Genomic DNA, 16,348 nt, shown 5'->3' on the forward strand with positions numbered 1-16,348 from the left:
CAAATTAATGGCGAATTTTTCATTTCATATTTCAGGGGTACTAATTAACTTTCGTGCGCCATCTGGTCGTATTCAGCGCATTGTTTAGAGCAATATTCTTTTTCTTTCTGTGCCAGTTGCGAGCCGTTGAGATAGAGCAGGGTGCTCTTTACTTCTGCGCCTTCTTCAACAGGCTTGTGGCAATAACCACATTCTTTTTTCATCACCTGTCCTTAAAGTGTTTTGGCAACTCTCCGTTTTGAACGATACCTTCGAGCGGATAACAATCAGTGATACTGCTTTGCTCACTGGCTGCGGATTCACACTGTTCCTTGCTTCCGTATACGCCGATGATGCCTTCCTGGAAGTCTCCGTTTGCCATGGCGATCGTCAGCACTAATGCGTACAGAGTTCCCATCAGTGTGTCCCCGCAGGTACAAGATTCGGTTCGATGGTTCGTGAGGCATACGGGCGGCGAATGTTGCGCAGATTTCCCTGCGGTTCGTGCCAGTAGGTGCCGTCTCGGTAGTCGAATGAAACCTGCCATGCTGCGCCGGTACGGATGTTCCGCATTGGGACGGCGCGTCCGCTGTTAGGAATTGAGATGGTGGTTTTCATGACAGAGCCTCTTTAAATTCTGCGAAACTCAGTGCTTCCTCGCCCTCGGCGAGACCTTCAAAGTATTCCTCGTATGCCTTTTCCATACTTTTCCCCTTGCCGTCTTCCCGGCTGCCAGAACGTTTATCACCTGACAACGATGCGCTTGTTGTCGATATAGATAACGATACAAGAAGAATTTTCATTCATCAAGAGATATTGAAAAATTTTATTTCAATTTAGGGTGAAAAAATAACCACTTCATTGATTTCCAATGAAATGATTATTTGTCGTTGAGGTCTTGAATGATGTTTAGCACATCACCTTTTAGGAGGTCTAACTCATGTAGCATCGCCTTGGCATGCATTATCAGGCGAAGTTTTTCAGTTTCAGGCATCTGATTGAACAGATTAAGAAGGGCTTCTTCTTTTTGATCCAACTCCCTGACTGGAGGTAGTGTTGAGTCCTCATCAGTACCATCTGGAGGGGTAAAAAACCAATGTTCGGGTTTTCCCGCTGCGGCAGCTAATCGCTTGAGCCTGACTCCTCTGGCAGCAGTCTCACCCTTAGCCCATTGCTGAACGGCCTGGGGAGTAACCATGGCTCTCCGGGCTATATCTGAAAGATTCCATCCTCTTTCATCTCTCACCTGTTGAAGGCGAAGGGCAAAGATTTCATGCGGTGCTTTTTTCATGACTTCAATTCTACAAGTTAAGCTTGCGGGTATCATTGCAAAATTATTTTTCATTAATAATTGAAAAGTTTTTTTTCATGTTGTAGCCTTTCCTTGTATCGTAAAGGAGACAGCAATGGGCATTGACCTCAAAAACACAATCTGTGCGCTTATGACTCAAACCGAGATAGCAAGCAGGATTGGTACGACATCACAGGCAGTAAGTAGCTGGTTAAACAATCAAATACCTCCCGAGCGCGTAATTCCATTGTGCGAGATTCTCAGCTGGAGAATTACACCTCATCAAATGCGTTCAGATATTTACCCAAACCCCACCGATGGGTTGCCCGGGCAGGATGCGAGGACATAACCGTGCAATCAATATCATTCCAACAAAATACCGGGTTTAAACCGGCAGCGATGATAAATCGCAATCACCAGCATCAGGCGGATAAGCATGACCAGATTCGGGCTGCCGTTCGTGCGTGGTCGGCATCGCTGGACAACCAGGATGTGGTTGCCGGGATCATCGTTGAGGAATGGGAGCGGCAGGGCGGCGCCGGGCTGGATTTTCCTGACGACCTGAGCCGTAAGCGACAGAAGCTTTTCCGCTGGCTGGACAGCGACACCGGATATGCGCGCGAAAACATCCGTCAGCTGGCTCCGGCAATCCTGGCTGTTTTACCGCTGGAATTTCGTGGGCGCCTTATCGGACAGGATTGTTTCATGACGCGTTTTGCAGCGATGGAGAAGGAAATCAGCGAGGCGAAACAGGCCGTAATGCTGAATGCGCCTACGCATCAACTGGTGAAAGAGGTCAGGGAAGGGATTGAACATCTGCTGAATATGCTGCCGGGTGAGGCTGTCGTTCAGGTTCTGAGTGGTATCGCGGCTATGGCGCCGGGTGTCATGTAGGAGGCGTTATGAGTTGGGGAAGTTTTGTTCGTGACCAGGTTGAAAAAACACTGATGCAGGAAGGTTTCTCTCCCGTAGTCGCCAGGGGGGGGCAATACATGCAGAGGATTTATATAACCGAATGTCACAGGCAAGCCGTAAAGGAGGAATTTTCGATGATGCGTTACGGCACGGCAGATTGTGGGCGGAAAAGCAGGAGTTACCCGCTGACAGGAACGAAAAGAAGCGGAGCAAACGTGGCAAGCAGCAAGGTTTGTTCTGAGGGTGAAGGTCGGACCGCGCCAACGGAACCGACCTTCCATGTAATTCCAGGCAGAAATTACGGAGTCATTATGACAAAGAGTTTTTCAAAACACCAGGCAAGGGAGGCATAGCTATGTCTAATGTCGCCTACGCCGATTTTGCGGCGCGTACCGCCGTCAGGAGCAACCGGATGGAAAACCAGAAGACCGGATTCATCCCGTTGTACCGGAGTGTACTCAAGCAGCCATGGTCAGAAGATGTTTACCTGCGCACGTTGTGGGATAACCTGCTTTTGGGCGCTGCCAGCCAGCCATATACAGCGAGCTTTAAAGGTCGCCAATGGCCGCTACAAACCGGACAACTGGTAACCACGGCGGCCGATCTGGGCCTGAAACTACGTGACAGAAAAGGCAACCCAACAAGCCGTGATGCTGTTGAGAGAATGCTGACATTTTTTGTGCGCGAAGGGATGATTTCCATTGAAGGGGAGCGGCAAAGAGGGCGTGTGATCACGATCTCAAATTATGCCGAATATGCTCAAAAAATGGACAATTTGCCCGCACAAACTTCCGCACATGAAGGCGCACATACATCCGCACATGGCGAAGCCAGTAACGGCGCGGGTTTGACAGTAGGTAGCGCACATGAAAGCGCACATACATCCGCACAAACAAGCGCACATCATGAACAATATATATTAAATACTAACGTATTTAATGTACGTCAGAGAATTTCTAAAGTTGTTCCTGATGCAGCAGTCCAGACTCCGAAAGGTGACAAGTGGGGGACATCTGACGATCTCCGCTGCGCGGAGTGGATGCTGGCACTGCGTGACATCACCAAACCATCCCTGAAAAAACCAAACATGGCTGGCTGGGCGAATGATATACGCCTGATGCGCCAGTTGGACGGACGCACCCACAAAGAGATTTGTGAGTTGTTCAGATGGGCCTGCAAAGATTCGTTCTGGTACAAAAATATTCTCTCCCCCGCAAAGCTCCGCGCCAAGTGGGACACGTTAACCCTTCACCGCGAAGACCCTACCCGCAAGCCACGCGCAGATGTCAGCGCAAACAAATCCGAAACCGGCCCGCACTGGAACAGTGCTAAAGCATGGGAGAAATTTATATGACCCCGGATCTTTATCGTGCGATTCAGAATCGCGACAGCGAAATGCTATCGCGCATAGCTGGCGATTCTTACGACGACAGAAAGGTTGTTAACACTGATGCTGAGGAACTGGTGGATATGCTTTTTGAGAACCTCATGCAGGTATTTCCGGCATCCACTCAGACGAACCTACGCACTGACGATGATATTCGCGTTGCGAAGCAGCAATGGATCGCTGCTTTCGCCGAGTCAGGAATCACCTCCCGTGAACAACTTTCCGCCGGAATGCAGAAAGCCCGATCCAGTCAGTCGCCGTTCTGGCCATCGCCGGGTCAGTTTATTTCGTGGTGCCGTGATGGGAGTGGTGCGCTGGGCGTCAGTGTGGACGACATCATGAGCGAGTACTGGCGCTGGCGGAAACTTGTTTTTCGCTACCCGACGAGTGAGCAGTTCCCATGGAGGGATAAAAACCCGCTGTATTACCACGTCTGCCTTGAGTTGCGTCGTCGGGGAACAGATGGGCAACTCAGCGAAAAGGAACTTATCCGTACCGCTGGCGACATCCTGCATGACTGGGAAAAGCGAGCGCTGTCCGGTAAGCCGGTTCCCCCTATCCGCCGTGCACTGTCCGCGCCAAAAGTGGCTGCCGGGCCAACTCCGGCAGAGATGCTGATGGCTAAGTACAAACAACGCAAAGACGCCGGTTTGATTTAACAGGAGACACCATGGAAACCGTAATCGATGTTTTAAAAGCTATGGGCAAAGCAACATACCGTGAAGTTGCGGCACGCCTGGAAATCGAACCTGTTGAAGCTCTTACTATGCTTCGCGAACAGGAAGAAAGCGGAACTGTGACTTTCATCAACGGCTACTGGGATATTGCAAGCAACGATGCATCAGTTCCGAAGATAATTACGGCGCCAGCCGTTACCCCGAAAAGAACTATACCGCCGCGCAAAAGCTCCAAAGTTGTGCGCGGAGCCGAACCTTCTCCCGTCACCCCGGAAATGGTTATCGATCTGCTTACCGGAAATGGTTCGATGAACACGTCAGATCTTGCCGAACTGCTCAAACGTAATCCTCGTGGCCTGGGTACAACGCTGCGTCACTTTTCTGACCGAGGGCTGATTGTGAAAAACGGTTCAGGGAAGGGCGTTACCTGGTCCTGTATTCCGACAACGCCGGAAGCAGTTCACATTCCCGCGTCAGAAGTCACTGCCAAAAAGGAGCAAAAATACAATGCCGATGACCTGGCAGAACCGGCCTTACACGGAGCGTGCCCGGATGACCTGCTTATCCCTAATGTCCGTTTTATTTCAAACGAGATCCGCCGGACGAAAGCCAAACTGGAGCGTCTGTACAAACTACGGGATGCGGCGCGCGAAGTGAGCAAACAGAATCACGGATTGAAACGGTTAGGTGGGAGGGTGTCAGCGTGAAAACTATCAAAACGCACACCGGGATCGTCATAACTCGCGACGGGAAAAAACGGCTGAAACTGCATTCCACTGAAAACTCATGGGTTGTAGGGCGTTGTGAATCCTACGACAAAAAGACTGGTTACCGCTGGGGCGCGCCTAACATGCGCCGCCGGTTGCTCCTGGACAGTATCAAGCCAATCAGCGCGGTCGCCCCTGGCATCGATAAGGGGGGACAAGTATGAAGCTGGATGTCACCCCCGCTCAACTTGAAGCAATTAAGCGCCTCACCGATGACTGCGCATCAATGATCGGTAGCGGTGAGGATGATTCAGACAAAGCTTGGGCGCGTTATGTTGGCCTTATTGACCGCATGCTCAAAAAGAACGGTCACGAAAGAAGCTTCAAAGGTGAGGACTAACCCATGACCACTATTACCAAAGAAAGAGTTGCAGAAATCATTCACGCCGCTGGGCTTGAGCCATGCGATTACGAAGAAGTATTTGGCTCGATTAAAACCGGTGAAATTGTTGCTATGGCGCGTATCGCGCTGGCATCTCTGGAGGCTGAGCCTGTTGGTACATTCCGGAAAGGACCGTGTGGGTACTCTCCCTCCTTTCATGAAGATGCTATGCCGCTTTACGCCGCCCCGCCAGCGCCGGTAGTACCGGAAGAAATGACTATGGCAGATGCCATTATGGAAATTGATGCCAAAGACGCTGACAGGTGGACAGGGCGTATCGGTTTCAAAAAAGGCTGGAACGCCTGCCGCGCCGCCATGCTTCAGGGTACAGATGGCAAGCCTGAGTTAACTGTCTGGTATGGCTCGATGCCTGAAACGAACGGAAAAACAAACTGGACAGCAATGCTGCATCGCAAAGGTCAGCACCCGTGGGAAGGCATTACAATCGACCGTTCCGAGTATCCTGATCGCGTGCGCTATGAGGCTGACCGGATGAGTCACCTTATTGGTGAGTTGGCTGATGAGCCGGATATTCTGGCTTACGATGCAGATGCTCACAGCGGGTACGTTGAACCTGTAAGTAATCGTGATGAGTTGCCGGTATCTGAAATAGAGTGTGACATCTGCGGATTTAAAAGCACTGATCCTGACGGTGCGCACTACTGCTGTGAGGATAACAGCAATGATTGATAAATATCGTTTAGATGATTTACGGCTTGAATCCGGCGAAAAAGGGGAGCTCGCCCGCTGGGTGATTCAGTTGCAAACAGACCTGGATAGCGAGCGGCGTAAGGCTGGAAACTCTCCGGTGATTCCGGATTGGCAAGCTGAAGCTGAGAAGATGTCTGAGCTCCACGGCAGCAGTTTCGTTGTATTCCGGAATGGAGAATCTCCGCAGTGCGCTGATCCGTCAAAAGTGATTATATCATTCACTGATAAAGGGCTTGGACATGAATCAGCACCACAGCAGGAGGAGTGAGGTGAGTACTTATCTTTTTTTCGGTTTCCTTGTTGTTTGCACTCTGTTTTGTATGGTGATGCTGTGGCGGGTGGTCAAGGTGGCAGAGTGGCGACTCAAGGCCTTCGAAATGAGTGCTGATGATTATCGGGCACTACCTGAATTTAATAAGATGTTGTGGATGATTTGGATATGGAGGCTAGAACGCTTCCCGAGATGTAATAAGCGGGCATGGCGGGAGGCGAAGTGATGGATCAACTACTGCAATACGCCACCAACCGGATCATTGAACTGGAAAATCTGCTGCTGGTGGATGTTCCTGAAACCGTCTGGCCAGCGGAAGTGAAAATGGTTTTTTCTCAGGTCGAGAATGCCAGTGATCTCCCTTCTCACCACCAGCGACGCCTGCAGCATCACATAAACAGGATGTGGCTGGAGAAAATGCCGGTACCGTCAATTGTTACAGCTGCCCGTTCGCTGGCAAGCGCGATGGAGAATTACGCGTGAGAGAAATCATTGTTGATAATTTTGCTGGTGGTGGTGGCGCGTCAACCGGTATTGAAATGGCGATTGGTCGAAGCGTTGATATTGCGATTAATCACGATGAGAACGCCGTGGCGATGCATACGACAAACCATCCTGATACGTTGCACTACTGTGAATCCGTATACGATGTCAGTCCAAAAGTTGCGACTGCTGGTCGCCCGGTTGCGCTCGCGTGGTTTTCCCCGGATTGCCGCCACTTTTCCAAGGCCAAGGGCGCGAAGCCTGTTGAAAAAGCGATACGCGGTCTGGCCTGGGTGACACTGCGCTGGGGGCTTGATGTTAAGCCTCGTGTTATGAAGCTGGAGAACGTCGAAGAGTTTAAAACATGGGGGCCGCTTCTTGCTGGTGAAATGCGCCCGGATCCTGAACGTGTTGGCGAAACCTTCCGGGCTTTCGTCGCTATGCTGACGACGGGGATTTCTCCCGATCATCCTGCGCTGGTGGAGTGCTGTGAATTCCTGGGTATTCCTCTCGACAGCGAGGACGCCGCCAGGCTGGTAAAAGGTCTGGGTTATGTTGTTGAGTATCGCGAACTGCGCGCCTGTGACTACGGTGCGCCGACGATCAGAAAACGCTTCTTCATGGTTATACGCTGTGACGGGAAACCGATAGTGTGGCCGGAGCCAACACATGGGGATCCGAAATCACCGGCGGTTCAGGCTGGCAAGCTGATGCCGTGGCGCACCGCTGCGGAGTGTATCGACTGGACTATTCCTGCTCCGTCGATCTTCGACCGCAAAAAGCCACTGGCAGTGAATACGCTCAAGCGCATCGCGCGCGGCATTCAGCGTTTCGTAATCGACAGCGCGTCGCCGTTTATCGTGAAGTGCAACCATACCAGCACCAAAACGCATTACGACTGCTTCCGGGGCCAGTCGCTGGAAGAACCGCTGCAGACCATCACCAAAACGCATGGTTACGCGGTTGCCGTTCCGCACCTGACGAAGTTCCGAACAGGCGCGACAGGGCAGGATGTCACACAACCAGTCCCGACAATCACCGCCGGCACATCGCGGCGCCCGGGTGGGAATGGTCATGCCCTCGGCATCGTTGAGGCCGCGCTTACACCGTTCCTGGCTGGTAACGGTGGCAGTGAGTACCAGGCAAAACCGCGTCCGCTTGATAAACCCGCCCATACCATCCTGAAGCAATCTCGCGCCTGTCTGGTTGCGCCGGTTATCGCCCGCCAGTTTGGGGCCAGCATCGGTCACCGGGCAGACGAGCCGAGCGCGACGATTACGGCAGGCGGCGGCGGTCATTCACAACTGGTGACGCCAACGTTGATCCAGATGGGTTATGGCGAAAGACCGGGGCAGGACCCGCGCGTGTTGCAGCTTGAAAAGCCGCTGGGGACAGTAACCGCTGGTGGTAACAAGTTCGCCGTGGCCAGCGCATTTCTGGCGAAGCACTACGGCGGCAACTATACGGGGCCGGGCGTCGGGCTGGATGAACCAGTCCACTCGGTGACGACGGTCGATCATCATGCTGTTGTGGCTTCTCACCTGGTAAAACTGCGCGGCACCTGTCGCGATGGTCAGCCCACGAGTGAACCAATGCCGACAGTTACGGCTGGTGGTCTGCATGTCGGGGAAGTCAAAACCACACTGGCTGTCGAAGACTACGACGAACAGCGCGCACAGCAAACGCTGGCGTTCCTGCGTGAATACTGCGGAGAGGAATGCACCGGGATGGTCGACATCGACGGGATAACGTACCGCATCGTCGATATCGGTATGCGCATGCTTCAGCCGCACGAGCTCTATCGTGCACAGGGTTTCCCTGACTGGTACATCATCGATCAGGATTATCGCGGCAAGCGCTACGCCAAAGATAAACAAGTGGCCCGCTGCGGCAACGCAGTCCCGCCACCGTTCGCTGAAGCGCTGGTGCGCGCCAATCTGCCAGAGTTGTGCCAGAAGAAAGAAATTGCAGCCTAAAAACACTCTTTAATTCAACCCACTACGGTGGGTTTTGTAATTTTCTACTGACAGTGACTTAACAATTTGTGCTCTTAAGACGTTGATCATTTCCTCTCATAGGTATACTGTATAAAAATACAGTATATGCAATGGGGGCTATTATGAAAGTTGAATTAACCATTGATCGCACTAAAGAACTTCCAAAGGGAGCGCTGCCTGCACTTGAGAAAGAACTGCTTAAGCGCCTTAATTATCAGTATGAGGATTGCAGTCTGATAATTCGTCGGGCTGGTTCTGATGGTTTGAGCGTTTTCGGGGCTGATAAGGACGACAAAAAGAAAATTGAGAAGATCCTCCAGGAAACCTGGGAAAGTGCTGACGACTGGTTTTACTGACATTGCGCTTGGGGCTGGCGCGCATTTATCCGAATACCGCATTGTGTATACCTTTGATGCTGCTGCCGACATTTTTAATCGCGTCTGTATGTCGCTCAGGGGGATTACGTGGCGGATATAGCTCAATCAGATCTTGCTGATAATTTTCGGGTGACCATAACTGATGGGAAAGGGCGGGAGGTTCTGTCTTTCGGGATCAGAACGGATGAACGGTTTATAATTTCAAACAGGGATGGGACAGTGACTACCAGAAAACTATCCAGGGATGATCTTTACTGGTCAAAAGAAACCATCATGGAAGTTGTCAGGGAAATGACACCCGGAAATTGACTTAATGCTGCATACGCAATCATAATTCACTCACTGGCCTGAACAACCAGTAGCCTGACAATCATGCGCCACGGGGAATACCATGGCGCACGAACTACAACTCATCAAGCAGTCCTCAGGAATCCTGATCCCCGCGACGCCGGAGACCAGCGATATTTTGCAATCAAAAATCAAGCTCGGCGCTGTGCTGGTGGCTGAATTTCGCCAGGTGAGGAATCCTGCATTCCATCGCCGTTTCTTTGCGCTCCTTAATCTCGGGTTTGAATACTGGGAACCAACCGGCGGCGCTATTTCTTCGAATGAACGCAAACTCGTTAATGGTTATGCCAGATTCCTTGCCTCTTACGGCGGCAATGAAAGCGCTCTGCTGGATGCTGCTGAGCAGTATCTGGAGCAGATCGCCAGTCGGCGTATCACGAACGGCATAAGTCTATGCAAATCCTTCGACGCTTACCGCGCATGGGTGACCGTCGAAGCCGGGCACTATGATGCAATCCAGTTACCAGATGGAACTCTCCGCAAACATCCCCGAAGTATCGCCTTCGCGAACATGGACGAAACAGAATTCCAGGACCTGTATAAATCTGCTCTGGATGTGCTCTGGCGCTGGATCTTGTCCCGTACTTTCAACAGCAGGGAAGAGGCCGAAAATGCTGCGGCCCAGCTTATGAGCTTTGCGGGGTGAACATGGCTAAGTTACCTCGACGCAAATGCTCAGTATGTAAAAAATGGTTCCATCCAACACGCGACGGCCAGTTTGTCTGCTCGTTTGAGTGCGCCTGCCGCTACGGAAAAGTAGCGAATGATACTGCGAAGGCAGAAGCTCAGCGGGAAAAGAAGAAAGTCGAGAAGGTTGAGCGTAAGCGCCAGGCCGAACGCCGGCAGGCGGTTAAGCCTCTGAGCTATTTCATCCGACAGGCTCAGCAGGCGTTTAACGAATTCATCCGGTACCGGGATCGTAACCTGCCGTGCATCAGCTGCGGTCGCCATCACGACGGCCAGTATCATGCCGGTCATTTCCGAACGACCGGCGCTAACCCGGAACTGCGATTCAACGAAGACAACTGTCATCGCCAGTGCGCTCCCTGTAACAACCATCTATCCGGAAACCTTATTGCATACCGCCCGGCGCTGATTTCCAAAATCGGACAGGCTCGCTTTGACGCTTTGATGGGGCCGCACGAATTACCGAAATGGAAACGCGACGACTACATCCGGATCCGCGATGAGTACCGCGCCAAACTGAAAGAACTGAAACAGGAGATGACAGCATGAATCGTACCGATATTGAAAATTACCAGAAAACCTCGGTACTGCGTGCCGATCCTGAATGCTATTGGATGAAACTGGCTTCCATACCTCGCCGTTCATACCTTGGGAAATACCGTCGTATCACTCCTGCACAAAGCCGTTGGGTGCGCTCGTTGCTTGGACTTTGGGGAAGAGAGTTTGGCGGTAGTGATACGGCATATCTTTCTGGCGGTGGCAGTATGTGGGCAATGATTCTTACTGGCTGGACTGGCGAGCAACAGGAGAGAATTACCAGTGTACTGGCTGGACTGCGAAAGATGGGCTATTCCGGTGACCAGCTTATCACCCAAGCAAAAGCCATCATCTGGCCCAAAAAGTCACTGTCTGACCTGATGGGCAAAGCCAGTGATGAGGAAGAGGCTGAGTTCATGGAGCGGATGATCCTCAAATCCTTCGCTAAAAACAGCATTGTCTACGAGATCGGAAAGGATTATTACACCTGGCGCAAGACCATTAACGATATGGCTCGTTGGATGCAGTACCATCACGCACCTTTTCTGACTGAAAAGCAATGTATTGACCGTGTGCGTTGGTGTATTGAACTGTTCAATTCTGCTGTCTTCTTCACGTTAAAAGATGAATTAGGCTTCGAAAATGCAAAAACTTGCGAAAAAGACTTGAAAACAAGTTTTGAAGATGCATAATTCATATATGCTCGGACGTCGAAGGCGAAAGAGCGAGGAGATATAAAATCACCGACAGAATTTAAGCCCGAGGTCAATGCCTTGGGCTTTTAGTTTTGATAAACGGGAACTTTGAACTTGTGTAACGACCCGTTGTCATAAAATGTGCTCTCTTTTAACCGTAAATTGTTGGTTGTGTTATCTGTTTGTAAGCTAAATGTAAGTGTTGGTGGCTTCACGCCAGCAAAGCTGCCCATACTTTTGAAGAAACAGCACATTTTGCGTGCATTTGGTGGCAATTTCTGTTGATAACTTGAGTTATCTCCGTATAATGCCGCGCCATCGGAAACAAAACCGATCCCAATTTGATAAAAAAAGTAGTGTTTTTCCTCTTGTATCGATCAATGTCTTTAGGTAGGTTGGATGTTGTAGGACACATAGAGCCCTACTAAGGAAATTTAATTTGAATAAATTACAGCCTGCAGTCGTTTACACAATGACGTTTTTTATCATCCCTGCATGGGGTTTTTGGCTGTTTTCGCTCATTAAATAACCAAACAAACCATCATTTCATTTTTTCCGAAGATCTTCATAACCTTATGTAGTTAAAATACCCATGGTTCTAACGTCGCGGCCGCGCGTTGGGTGTTTTTTCTATTCATAAGGAATTTCTTATAGAAGCCTCTGATAATTCTGCTTCCGGTGTGAAGGTCTGGATTCTTACCGCTATGGTCGTTCTTCTCATGGCCATTGTTTCATTCTTGACGGTTCGTTTGATTAACACCGTCGATGAGACTGAGGCGGCCGTTCAGGCCTCAAAAGAAGTACAGGCGTCCCAAGGTGAAGTAATAAAAGGTCTTCAGCGCGACCGAGACAACACCGATAAGGAAATCGAAAGGTTGCGAAACCAAGTAGATCGTCTGAAAGATGATAACGCTGCATTAAAGGCGAAGGTGGGTATACCTCTAACGCTGAACAGTGAGCCACCTTCGGGTGGCTTTTTCATTTCTAAGGGCTGCGCATTTGCGTGGCCTTTTTCATTTCAGGCTCATGGGTATCACTCACTGCGTGCTTTGTTGATAAATTCAGCCCGTGAAGCCTGACCCTTTCAAACACAGCACCCGCTAACTATGCGAGGTGAGGCTATGAAAATGAATGACAAAAACCCTGAATTCTGGGCTGCGGTTTTGACCGGACTCAAAAATGCGTGGCCCCAGATTCTGGGGGCGTCAATGGCCGGACTCATTGCCTACGGTCGACTGATATACGACGGTGCCACCCGTAAGAATAAATGGCTCGAGGGCGTCCTTTGTGGCGCTCTTTCTTTATGTATCACCAGTGCACTTGATGTTGTCGGGCTTCCGGTATCGATATCACCCTTTGTTGGTGGCGTGATTGGATTCGTCGGGGTGGACAAGTTGCGCGAGATCGCTATCAGCGCACTTAAAAAAAAGGCAGGAGTGAACGATGACAACCAGTAATGTTTCCCGCGGTATCCGCAACAACAATCCCGGCAATATCCGCTGGGGTGACGAATGGCAGGGTCTGGTACCCAAAGCACAGCGTACAGATAAATCATTTTGCCAGTTCACCACGTCTGAGTATGGTGTCCGGGCGATGATCATCATCCTGCGCAATTACCAGCGTAAGCACGGGCTGAACACGGTAAGCGGCATTATTAAACGCTGGGCACCGCCGAATGAGAACAACACACAGTCGTATATCAATAGCGTGGCTCAGGCGACGGGCGTTTCCCCCGACCAGCGCATCGATACCAGCGACAGTCGTTTCATGATGAAGTTGTTGCAGGCCATCATTAAGCACGAGAACGGCAGTCAGCCTTACGGCTTCGATACGTTTGTTCGCGCAGTCGAACTGGCGTCCAGTAAATAAAGAGATGGACCGCGTGAGAATTGCCTGCTATTCTTCTGGTACTTTAGCTTTGAGGTATTCAGGGATGCTTAGAAAAACGACGATTAATATACATACTGATGATGTGAATCTCTACCAAGGGGACTGCCTCAGTATGTTGTCAATGATGGAAGACTCATCAGTCGACCTGATTGTTACATCGCCGCCGTATGCAGACCAGAGAAAGGGAACCTATGGTGGCATTTCTCCTGACCAGTATGTTGATTGGTTTTCACCTATAGCTGAGCAACTGCTACGGGTTCTTAAGCCCTCAGGATCCTTTGTTCTTAACATTAAAGAAAAAGCCGTGAATGGCGAAAGACATACATATGTTTTAGAACTTATTCTTAAAATGCGAGAGCTTGGCTGGTTGTGGACAGAAGAATACATCTGGCACAAAAAGAATTCATTCCCTGGAAAGTGGCCAAACCGGTTCAGAGATTCATGGGAACGCTGTCTTCATTTCACCAAAAGTAAAAAATTCTCGATGTATCAGGAAGCTGTAATGGTGCCTATGGGAGACTGGAAAAATGAACGACTAAAAAAACTGAGCGCCAGAGATGTAACCCGCGATGAATCTCGTGTTGGAAGCGGCTTCGGTAAAAACATATCTAACTGGAAAGGTAGAGATATGGCTTATCCAACAAACGTGCTCCATATGGCCACCGAATGTGGTAATAAAAGCCATAGCGCGGCATTCCCTGAGTCTCTTCCCGAGTGGTTTATCCGTTTATTCACTGCTGAAGGGGATGTTGTTTTGGATCCGTTTGCAGGTTCTGGGACAACTCTTCTGGTGGCGGAGCGTCTTGCAAGAAAGACAGTGGGTTTTGAATTGCTGGAAGAACACTGCCTTGTTGCAAAAGAGAGACTAGGCCTGAAGAGAAAAAGATTAGGCGGAGTAATAAGTTATAGCAAAAAGGCTGAATAGGCTTCTGGTTTGTGGTAGTTTCCTTCTTGGTTAACCAAAGAAGGAAAAAATAATGTCAGGAACATGCATCATTGACGGATGTGGTAGACATGCAGATAAAATTATCGGTGTTCGTCTGAGACGTGAGCTGGATAATTTATCTGCAATTTGGGCCCACAATACCAATGCTTATTTGTGCGACGAGCATGCAGCGATGGGATTTGATGTTGAAGTAACCTTCACGCCAAGGGACGACAAGACAATCCGAACATCCGTTAGTGATGGTCGCGGTAGTCCTGTTGTTCGCTTGAGGGAAATCACAAAGCCTGTAAACCCAGGTGGAGTGGAAGACTAAAATGGTATCTTAGTAATGCTAACCGCCCTTGTGGCGGTTTTTTTACGTCCATATAAAGCGCGGACTGATAGTTATGATGCTTACATTGACGGGAAAATACTGGAAGCCACTGGCGGTGATGACCATGGTTATCGTTGTCGCCGTGTTGTGTATCCTGCTGGCAAATAGCCGTTCTGATGTCGCTCTACTTCAGAGTGATAACGATGTGCTTCGCAATGACAACTCGCTGCAGGGACAGGTTATTGCCACTCAGGCACTCAACTTCAACCGCTTCAATCAGGTGGCTGAGAATTCCAGTCGCCTTAATTCGTTGATCGATGCAGGTACCGAAAAAACTGTCATCGAATACCGGGAGATTCTTCGACGTGAAAAAACCTGTGATCTGCCTGTTCCTGCTGATGTCGCTGGTGGGCTGCTCAGCTACGCGAACAGTTTACGTGCCAGCGCAATGCAAGCCGATTCCGGGAACGCTGACGCAGCCAGTGATAGCGCCACTTCCACCGGCACGCTGACGTATTGCCAGGCTGTTCTCTGGATTAAGCCGTTGCTGGCCGCTATTGAAAAAGCGAATAACCAACTGGCTGGCATACGTCAAATCGAGCAGGACCGAAAATGAGCCTTATCCCCTTGTGCGGATAAATTACTAAATATCCCCACGCGAGGATAAGACCATGAAGCATTAAGCGGATTGACCGCAGCCGATAGGCAATGCAGCAGTAGTGATGCTGCTCCGAGTCGCGTAATGGCGAGCCTGTGTAGTGATGGGTAAGGGTTCATAGATAACAATAAGCTCCGGGAAGGCAGCGCGATCGCCAAACGCGCACCGGTTATCAGCGGCGATGATGCGACAGCAACTCAAGGGCATGAGCGTGGCCACTCCGGGAAGTGGCAAAGTATTACAGAAGCTCTTCGCTGAGGGGCTTCGATAATAACAAACAGGCAGGTGATCAGATATGGCAAAACCGGACTGGGGAGCACTGCAACACCAGTTCCTCGCCGAGCATGCTAAATCCGGTATCTCCCCTAAAGACTGGTGTGAAGCGCAGGGACTGAATTACGCCAGCGCAAAGCGCTATATCAAAATTGCGAATGGTGGTGCGAATTCGCAAAAAAAAAGTGCGAATAAAACTGCGAATTCGCAGAAGGGAAAAATCAGTAAGCGTGGGGATTCTGAAACCGAAGACAAATGCAAAGGTAGCCCAAAACCCTCAAATTCTCCAGAAACGAAACCGATACGCGGTTCAAGGCGATCACCGCCAACAAATCCATTCAAGCCTGGTAATCAGCAAGCCCTCAAACATGGGGGGTATGGGCGCCGCATGCTTCTCTCTGATGCCATCACTGAGGATGCGCAGGCTCTCACTCTGGATGATGAGCTTTTCTGGCTTCGCGCTGCGAATCTGACGGCGGCGGAAAATATCGGTCGCTGGCAGGCAGAATTAGAGATTGCTGATGACGACAAGGTTAAAGATCTGCACTCGCTTATCTCGTCAGCTGAGAAAGCCATGCACCGAAACACGGCGCGCATTGAGTCCCTGGAATACACCAAGGGATCGATAGCAAAGCTTCATGTCGATGCTGCGTATAGAGAAGCCGCCACTGAAAAAGTGGAATTGGAAATTGACGTGATGAGAGACGGCGATAAAGACAACGCGATTGTCGTTCATAACTCGCTGCCAATACCGGGAAGATAAT

The 16,348-nt window shown here is 50.3% G+C and carries 25 protein-coding genes; 22 read left to right on the forward strand and 3 right to left on the reverse strand.

Annotated elements, in window-relative coordinates:
• Nucleotides 1-44: 44 nt before the first annotated feature.
• From GBC03_10925 to GBC03_10935, 3 genes are all read right to left on the reverse strand, one after another.
• The gene (locus GBC03_10925) at nt 45-203 is read right to left on the reverse strand and encodes a hypothetical protein (GenBank protein ID QFS70678.1); all 159 of its coding nucleotides are present in this window, start codon (nt 201-203) and stop codon (nt 45-47) included.
• A complete protein-coding gene (locus GBC03_10930; protein QFS70679.1) occupies nt 203-397 on the reverse strand; it encodes a DUF1482 family protein in 195 nt (64 codons plus the stop codon). The genes GBC03_10925 and GBC03_10930 overlap by 1 nt, the downstream gene beginning before the upstream one ends.
• A 462-nt stretch (nt 398-859) precedes the next feature.
• Nucleotides 860-1,270, reverse strand: a complete 411-nt coding sequence (locus GBC03_10935; GenBank protein ID QFS70680.1) for a helix-turn-helix domain-containing protein — start codon at nt 1,268-1,270, stop codon at nt 860-862.
• Nucleotides 1,271-1,385: 115 nt separating this feature from the next.
• Between GBC03_10935 and GBC03_10940 the strand changes: the two genes are divergently transcribed.
• The 22 genes from GBC03_10940 to GBC03_11045 all read left to right on the forward strand — a co-directional run bounded on the left by GBC03_10940 (nt 1,386) and on the right by GBC03_11045 (nt 16,347).
• Nucleotides 1,386-1,619, forward strand: a complete 234-nt coding sequence (locus tag GBC03_10940) for a Cro/Cl family transcriptional regulator (GenBank protein QFS70681.1) — start codon at nt 1,386-1,388, stop codon at nt 1,617-1,619.
• 50 nt (nt 1,620-1,669) lie between these two features.
• Complete coding sequence (locus tag GBC03_10945) at nt 1,670-2,164, forward strand: regulator (GenBank protein ID QFS73975.1); 495 nt, start codon at nt 1,670-1,672, stop codon at nt 2,162-2,164.
• Nucleotides 2,165-2,540: 376 nt separating this feature from the next.
• Nucleotides 2,541-3,539 carry a replication protein gene (locus tag GBC03_10950; protein QFS70682.1) on the forward strand — a complete coding sequence of 333 codons (999 nt, stop codon included), beginning with the start codon at nt 2,541-2,543 and terminating at the stop codon, nt 3,537-3,539.
• Entirely contained in the window at nt 3,536-4,231 is a 696-nt protein-coding gene (locus GBC03_10955) for a phage replication protein (protein QFS70683.1), read from the forward strand. The genes GBC03_10950 and GBC03_10955 overlap by 4 nt, the downstream gene beginning before the upstream one ends.
• A gap of 11 nt (nt 4,232-4,242) precedes the next feature.
• Nucleotides 4,243-4,956, forward strand: coding sequence for a hypothetical protein (locus tag GBC03_10960; GenBank protein QFS70684.1), 714 nt, complete (start codon nt 4,243-4,245; stop codon nt 4,954-4,956).
• Nucleotides 4,953-5,180: a hypothetical protein gene (locus tag GBC03_10965; GenBank protein QFS70685.1), complete on the forward strand. Its 228-nt coding sequence runs from the start codon at nt 4,953-4,955 to the stop codon at nt 5,178-5,180. The genes GBC03_10960 and GBC03_10965 overlap by 4 nt, the downstream gene beginning before the upstream one ends.
• Complete coding sequence (locus GBC03_10970) at nt 5,177-5,356, forward strand: hypothetical protein (protein QFS70686.1); 180 nt, start codon at nt 5,177-5,179, stop codon at nt 5,354-5,356. The genes GBC03_10965 and GBC03_10970 overlap by 4 nt, the downstream gene beginning before the upstream one ends.
• 3 nt (nt 5,357-5,359) lie before the next feature.
• Nucleotides 5,360-6,088 (forward strand): hypothetical protein, encoded by a 729-nt coding sequence (locus GBC03_10975; GenBank protein ID QFS70687.1) that lies wholly within the window; start codon nt 5,360-5,362, stop codon nt 6,086-6,088.
• Complete coding sequence (locus GBC03_10980) at nt 6,081-6,377, forward strand: hypothetical protein (protein ID QFS70688.1); 297 nt, start codon at nt 6,081-6,083, stop codon at nt 6,375-6,377. Before GBC03_10975 ends, GBC03_10980 begins: the two co-directional genes overlap by 8 nt.
• Before the next feature lie 228 nt (nt 6,378-6,605).
• Nucleotides 6,606-6,863 carry a hypothetical protein gene (locus tag GBC03_10985; GenBank protein ID QFS73976.1) on the forward strand — a complete coding sequence of 86 codons (258 nt, stop codon included), beginning with the start codon at nt 6,606-6,608 and terminating at the stop codon, nt 6,861-6,863.
• Complete coding sequence (locus GBC03_10990) at nt 6,860-8,839, forward strand: DNA cytosine methyltransferase (protein ID QFS70689.1); 1,980 nt, start codon at nt 6,860-6,862, stop codon at nt 8,837-8,839. The genes GBC03_10985 and GBC03_10990 overlap by 4 nt, the downstream gene beginning before the upstream one ends.
• Before the next feature lie 143 nt (nt 8,840-8,982).
• A complete protein-coding gene (locus GBC03_10995; GenBank protein QFS70690.1) occupies nt 8,983-9,216 on the forward strand; it encodes a DinI-like family protein in 234 nt (77 codons plus the stop codon).
• 108 nt (nt 9,217-9,324) lie between these two features.
• On the forward strand, nt 9,325-9,546 hold the full coding sequence (locus GBC03_11000) for a hypothetical protein (protein ID QFS70691.1): 222 nt from the start codon (nt 9,325-9,327) through the stop codon (nt 9,544-9,546).
• An 82-nt stretch (nt 9,547-9,628) separates the two neighbouring features.
• Nucleotides 9,629-10,231 (forward strand): DUF1367 family protein, encoded by a 603-nt coding sequence (locus GBC03_11005; GenBank protein QFS70692.1) that lies wholly within the window; start codon nt 9,629-9,631, stop codon nt 10,229-10,231.
• A 2-nt stretch (nt 10,232-10,233) separates the two neighbouring features.
• Nucleotides 10,234-10,821, forward strand: coding sequence for a recombination protein NinG (locus GBC03_11010; GenBank protein QFS70693.1), 588 nt, complete (start codon nt 10,234-10,236; stop codon nt 10,819-10,821).
• Nucleotides 10,818-11,501 carry a DUF1133 family protein gene (locus tag GBC03_11015; protein ID QFS70694.1) on the forward strand — a complete coding sequence of 228 codons (684 nt, stop codon included), beginning with the start codon at nt 10,818-10,820 and terminating at the stop codon, nt 11,499-11,501. Before GBC03_11010 ends, GBC03_11015 begins: the two co-directional genes overlap by 4 nt.
• Nucleotides 11,502-12,631: 1,130 nt before the next feature.
• The gene (locus GBC03_11020) at nt 12,632-12,961 is read left to right on the forward strand and encodes a phage holin, lambda family (GenBank protein ID QFS73977.1); all 330 of its coding nucleotides are present in this window, start codon (nt 12,632-12,634) and stop codon (nt 12,959-12,961) included.
• Nucleotides 12,948-13,373 carry a structural protein gene (locus GBC03_11025; GenBank protein QFS70695.1) on the forward strand — a complete coding sequence of 142 codons (426 nt, stop codon included), beginning with the start codon at nt 12,948-12,950 and terminating at the stop codon, nt 13,371-13,373. The genes GBC03_11020 and GBC03_11025 overlap by 14 nt, the downstream gene beginning before the upstream one ends.
• Before the next feature lie 64 nt (nt 13,374-13,437).
• A complete protein-coding gene (locus GBC03_11030; GenBank protein ID QFS70696.1) occupies nt 13,438-14,319 on the forward strand; it encodes a site-specific DNA-methyltransferase in 882 nt (293 codons plus the stop codon).
• Nucleotides 14,320-14,371: 52 nt separating this feature from the next.
• Nucleotides 14,372-14,653, forward strand: coding sequence for a hypothetical protein (locus GBC03_11035; GenBank protein ID QFS70697.1), 282 nt, complete (start codon nt 14,372-14,374; stop codon nt 14,651-14,653).
• Nucleotides 14,654-14,729: 76 nt separating this feature from the next.
• Nucleotides 14,730-15,269 carry a hypothetical protein gene (locus GBC03_11040; protein QFS73978.1) on the forward strand — a complete coding sequence of 180 codons (540 nt, stop codon included), beginning with the start codon at nt 14,730-14,732 and terminating at the stop codon, nt 15,267-15,269.
• Between the two features lie 337 nt (nt 15,270-15,606).
• Complete coding sequence (locus tag GBC03_11045) at nt 15,607-16,347, forward strand: hypothetical protein (protein QFS70698.1); 741 nt, start codon at nt 15,607-15,609, stop codon at nt 16,345-16,347.
• Nucleotide 16,348 lies beyond the last annotated feature (1 nt).

Origin of the sequence: Citrobacter telavivensis (assembly GCA_009363175.1) — a bacterium.
In the GTDB taxonomy this organism is placed as follows: Bacteria; Pseudomonadota; Gammaproteobacteria; order Enterobacterales; family Enterobacteriaceae; genus Citrobacter_A; species Citrobacter_A telavivensis.

Bases quoted from the DNA above. Each gene is read 5' to 3' on its own strand.
- GBC03_10975 (QFS70687.1), top strand. From the start codon at position 5,360: ATGACCACTATTACCAAAGAAAGAGTTGCAGAAATCATTCACGCCGCT.
- GBC03_10945 (QFS73975.1), top strand. From the start codon at position 1,670: ATGATAAATCGCAATCACCAGCATCAGGCGGATAAGCATGACCAGATT.
- GBC03_11045 (QFS70698.1), top strand. From the start codon at position 15,607: ATGGCAAAACCGGACTGGGGAGCACTGCAACACCAGTTCCTCGCCGAG.
- GBC03_10985 (QFS73976.1), top strand. From the start codon at position 6,606: ATGGATCAACTACTGCAATACGCCACCAACCGGATCATTGAACTGGAA.
- GBC03_11015 (QFS70694.1), top strand. From the start codon at position 10,818: ATGAATCGTACCGATATTGAAAATTACCAGAAAACCTCGGTACTGCGT.
- GBC03_11035 (QFS70697.1), top strand. From the start codon at position 14,372: ATGTCAGGAACATGCATCATTGACGGATGTGGTAGACATGCAGATAAA.
- GBC03_10995 (QFS70690.1), top strand. From the start codon at position 8,983: ATGAAAGTTGAATTAACCATTGATCGCACTAAAGAACTTCCAAAGGGA.
- GBC03_10925 (QFS70678.1), bottom strand. From the start codon at position 203: ATGAAAAAAGAATGTGGTTATTGCCACAAGCCTGTTGAAGAAGGCGCA.
- GBC03_10980 (QFS70688.1), top strand. From the start codon at position 6,081: ATGATTGATAAATATCGTTTAGATGATTTACGGCTTGAATCCGGCGAA.
- GBC03_11025 (QFS70695.1), top strand. From the start codon at position 12,948: ATGACAACCAGTAATGTTTCCCGCGGTATCCGCAACAACAATCCCGGC.
- GBC03_10950 (QFS70682.1), top strand. From the start codon at position 2,541: ATGTCTAATGTCGCCTACGCCGATTTTGCGGCGCGTACCGCCGTCAGG.
- GBC03_11020 (QFS73977.1), top strand. From the start codon at position 12,632: ATGAATGACAAAAACCCTGAATTCTGGGCTGCGGTTTTGACCGGACTC.
- GBC03_10940 (QFS70681.1), top strand. From the start codon at position 1,386: ATGGGCATTGACCTCAAAAACACAATCTGTGCGCTTATGACTCAAACC.
- GBC03_11010 (QFS70693.1), top strand. From the start codon at position 10,234: ATGGCTAAGTTACCTCGACGCAAATGCTCAGTATGTAAAAAATGGTTC.
- GBC03_10970 (QFS70686.1), top strand. From the start codon at position 5,177: ATGAAGCTGGATGTCACCCCCGCTCAACTTGAAGCAATTAAGCGCCTC.
- GBC03_11030 (QFS70696.1), top strand. From the start codon at position 13,438: ATGCTTAGAAAAACGACGATTAATATACATACTGATGATGTGAATCTC.
- GBC03_10955 (QFS70683.1), top strand. From the start codon at position 3,536: ATGACCCCGGATCTTTATCGTGCGATTCAGAATCGCGACAGCGAAATG.
- GBC03_11040 (QFS73978.1), top strand. From the start codon at position 14,730: ATGCTTACATTGACGGGAAAATACTGGAAGCCACTGGCGGTGATGACC.
- GBC03_10960 (QFS70684.1), top strand. From the start codon at position 4,243: ATGGAAACCGTAATCGATGTTTTAAAAGCTATGGGCAAAGCAACATAC.
- GBC03_11005 (QFS70692.1), top strand. From the start codon at position 9,629: ATGGCGCACGAACTACAACTCATCAAGCAGTCCTCAGGAATCCTGATC.
- GBC03_10930 (QFS70679.1), bottom strand. From the start codon at position 397: ATGGGAACTCTGTACGCATTAGTGCTGACGATCGCCATGGCAAACGGA.
- GBC03_10935 (QFS70680.1), bottom strand. From the start codon at position 1,270: ATGAAAAAAGCACCGCATGAAATCTTTGCCCTTCGCCTTCAACAGGTG.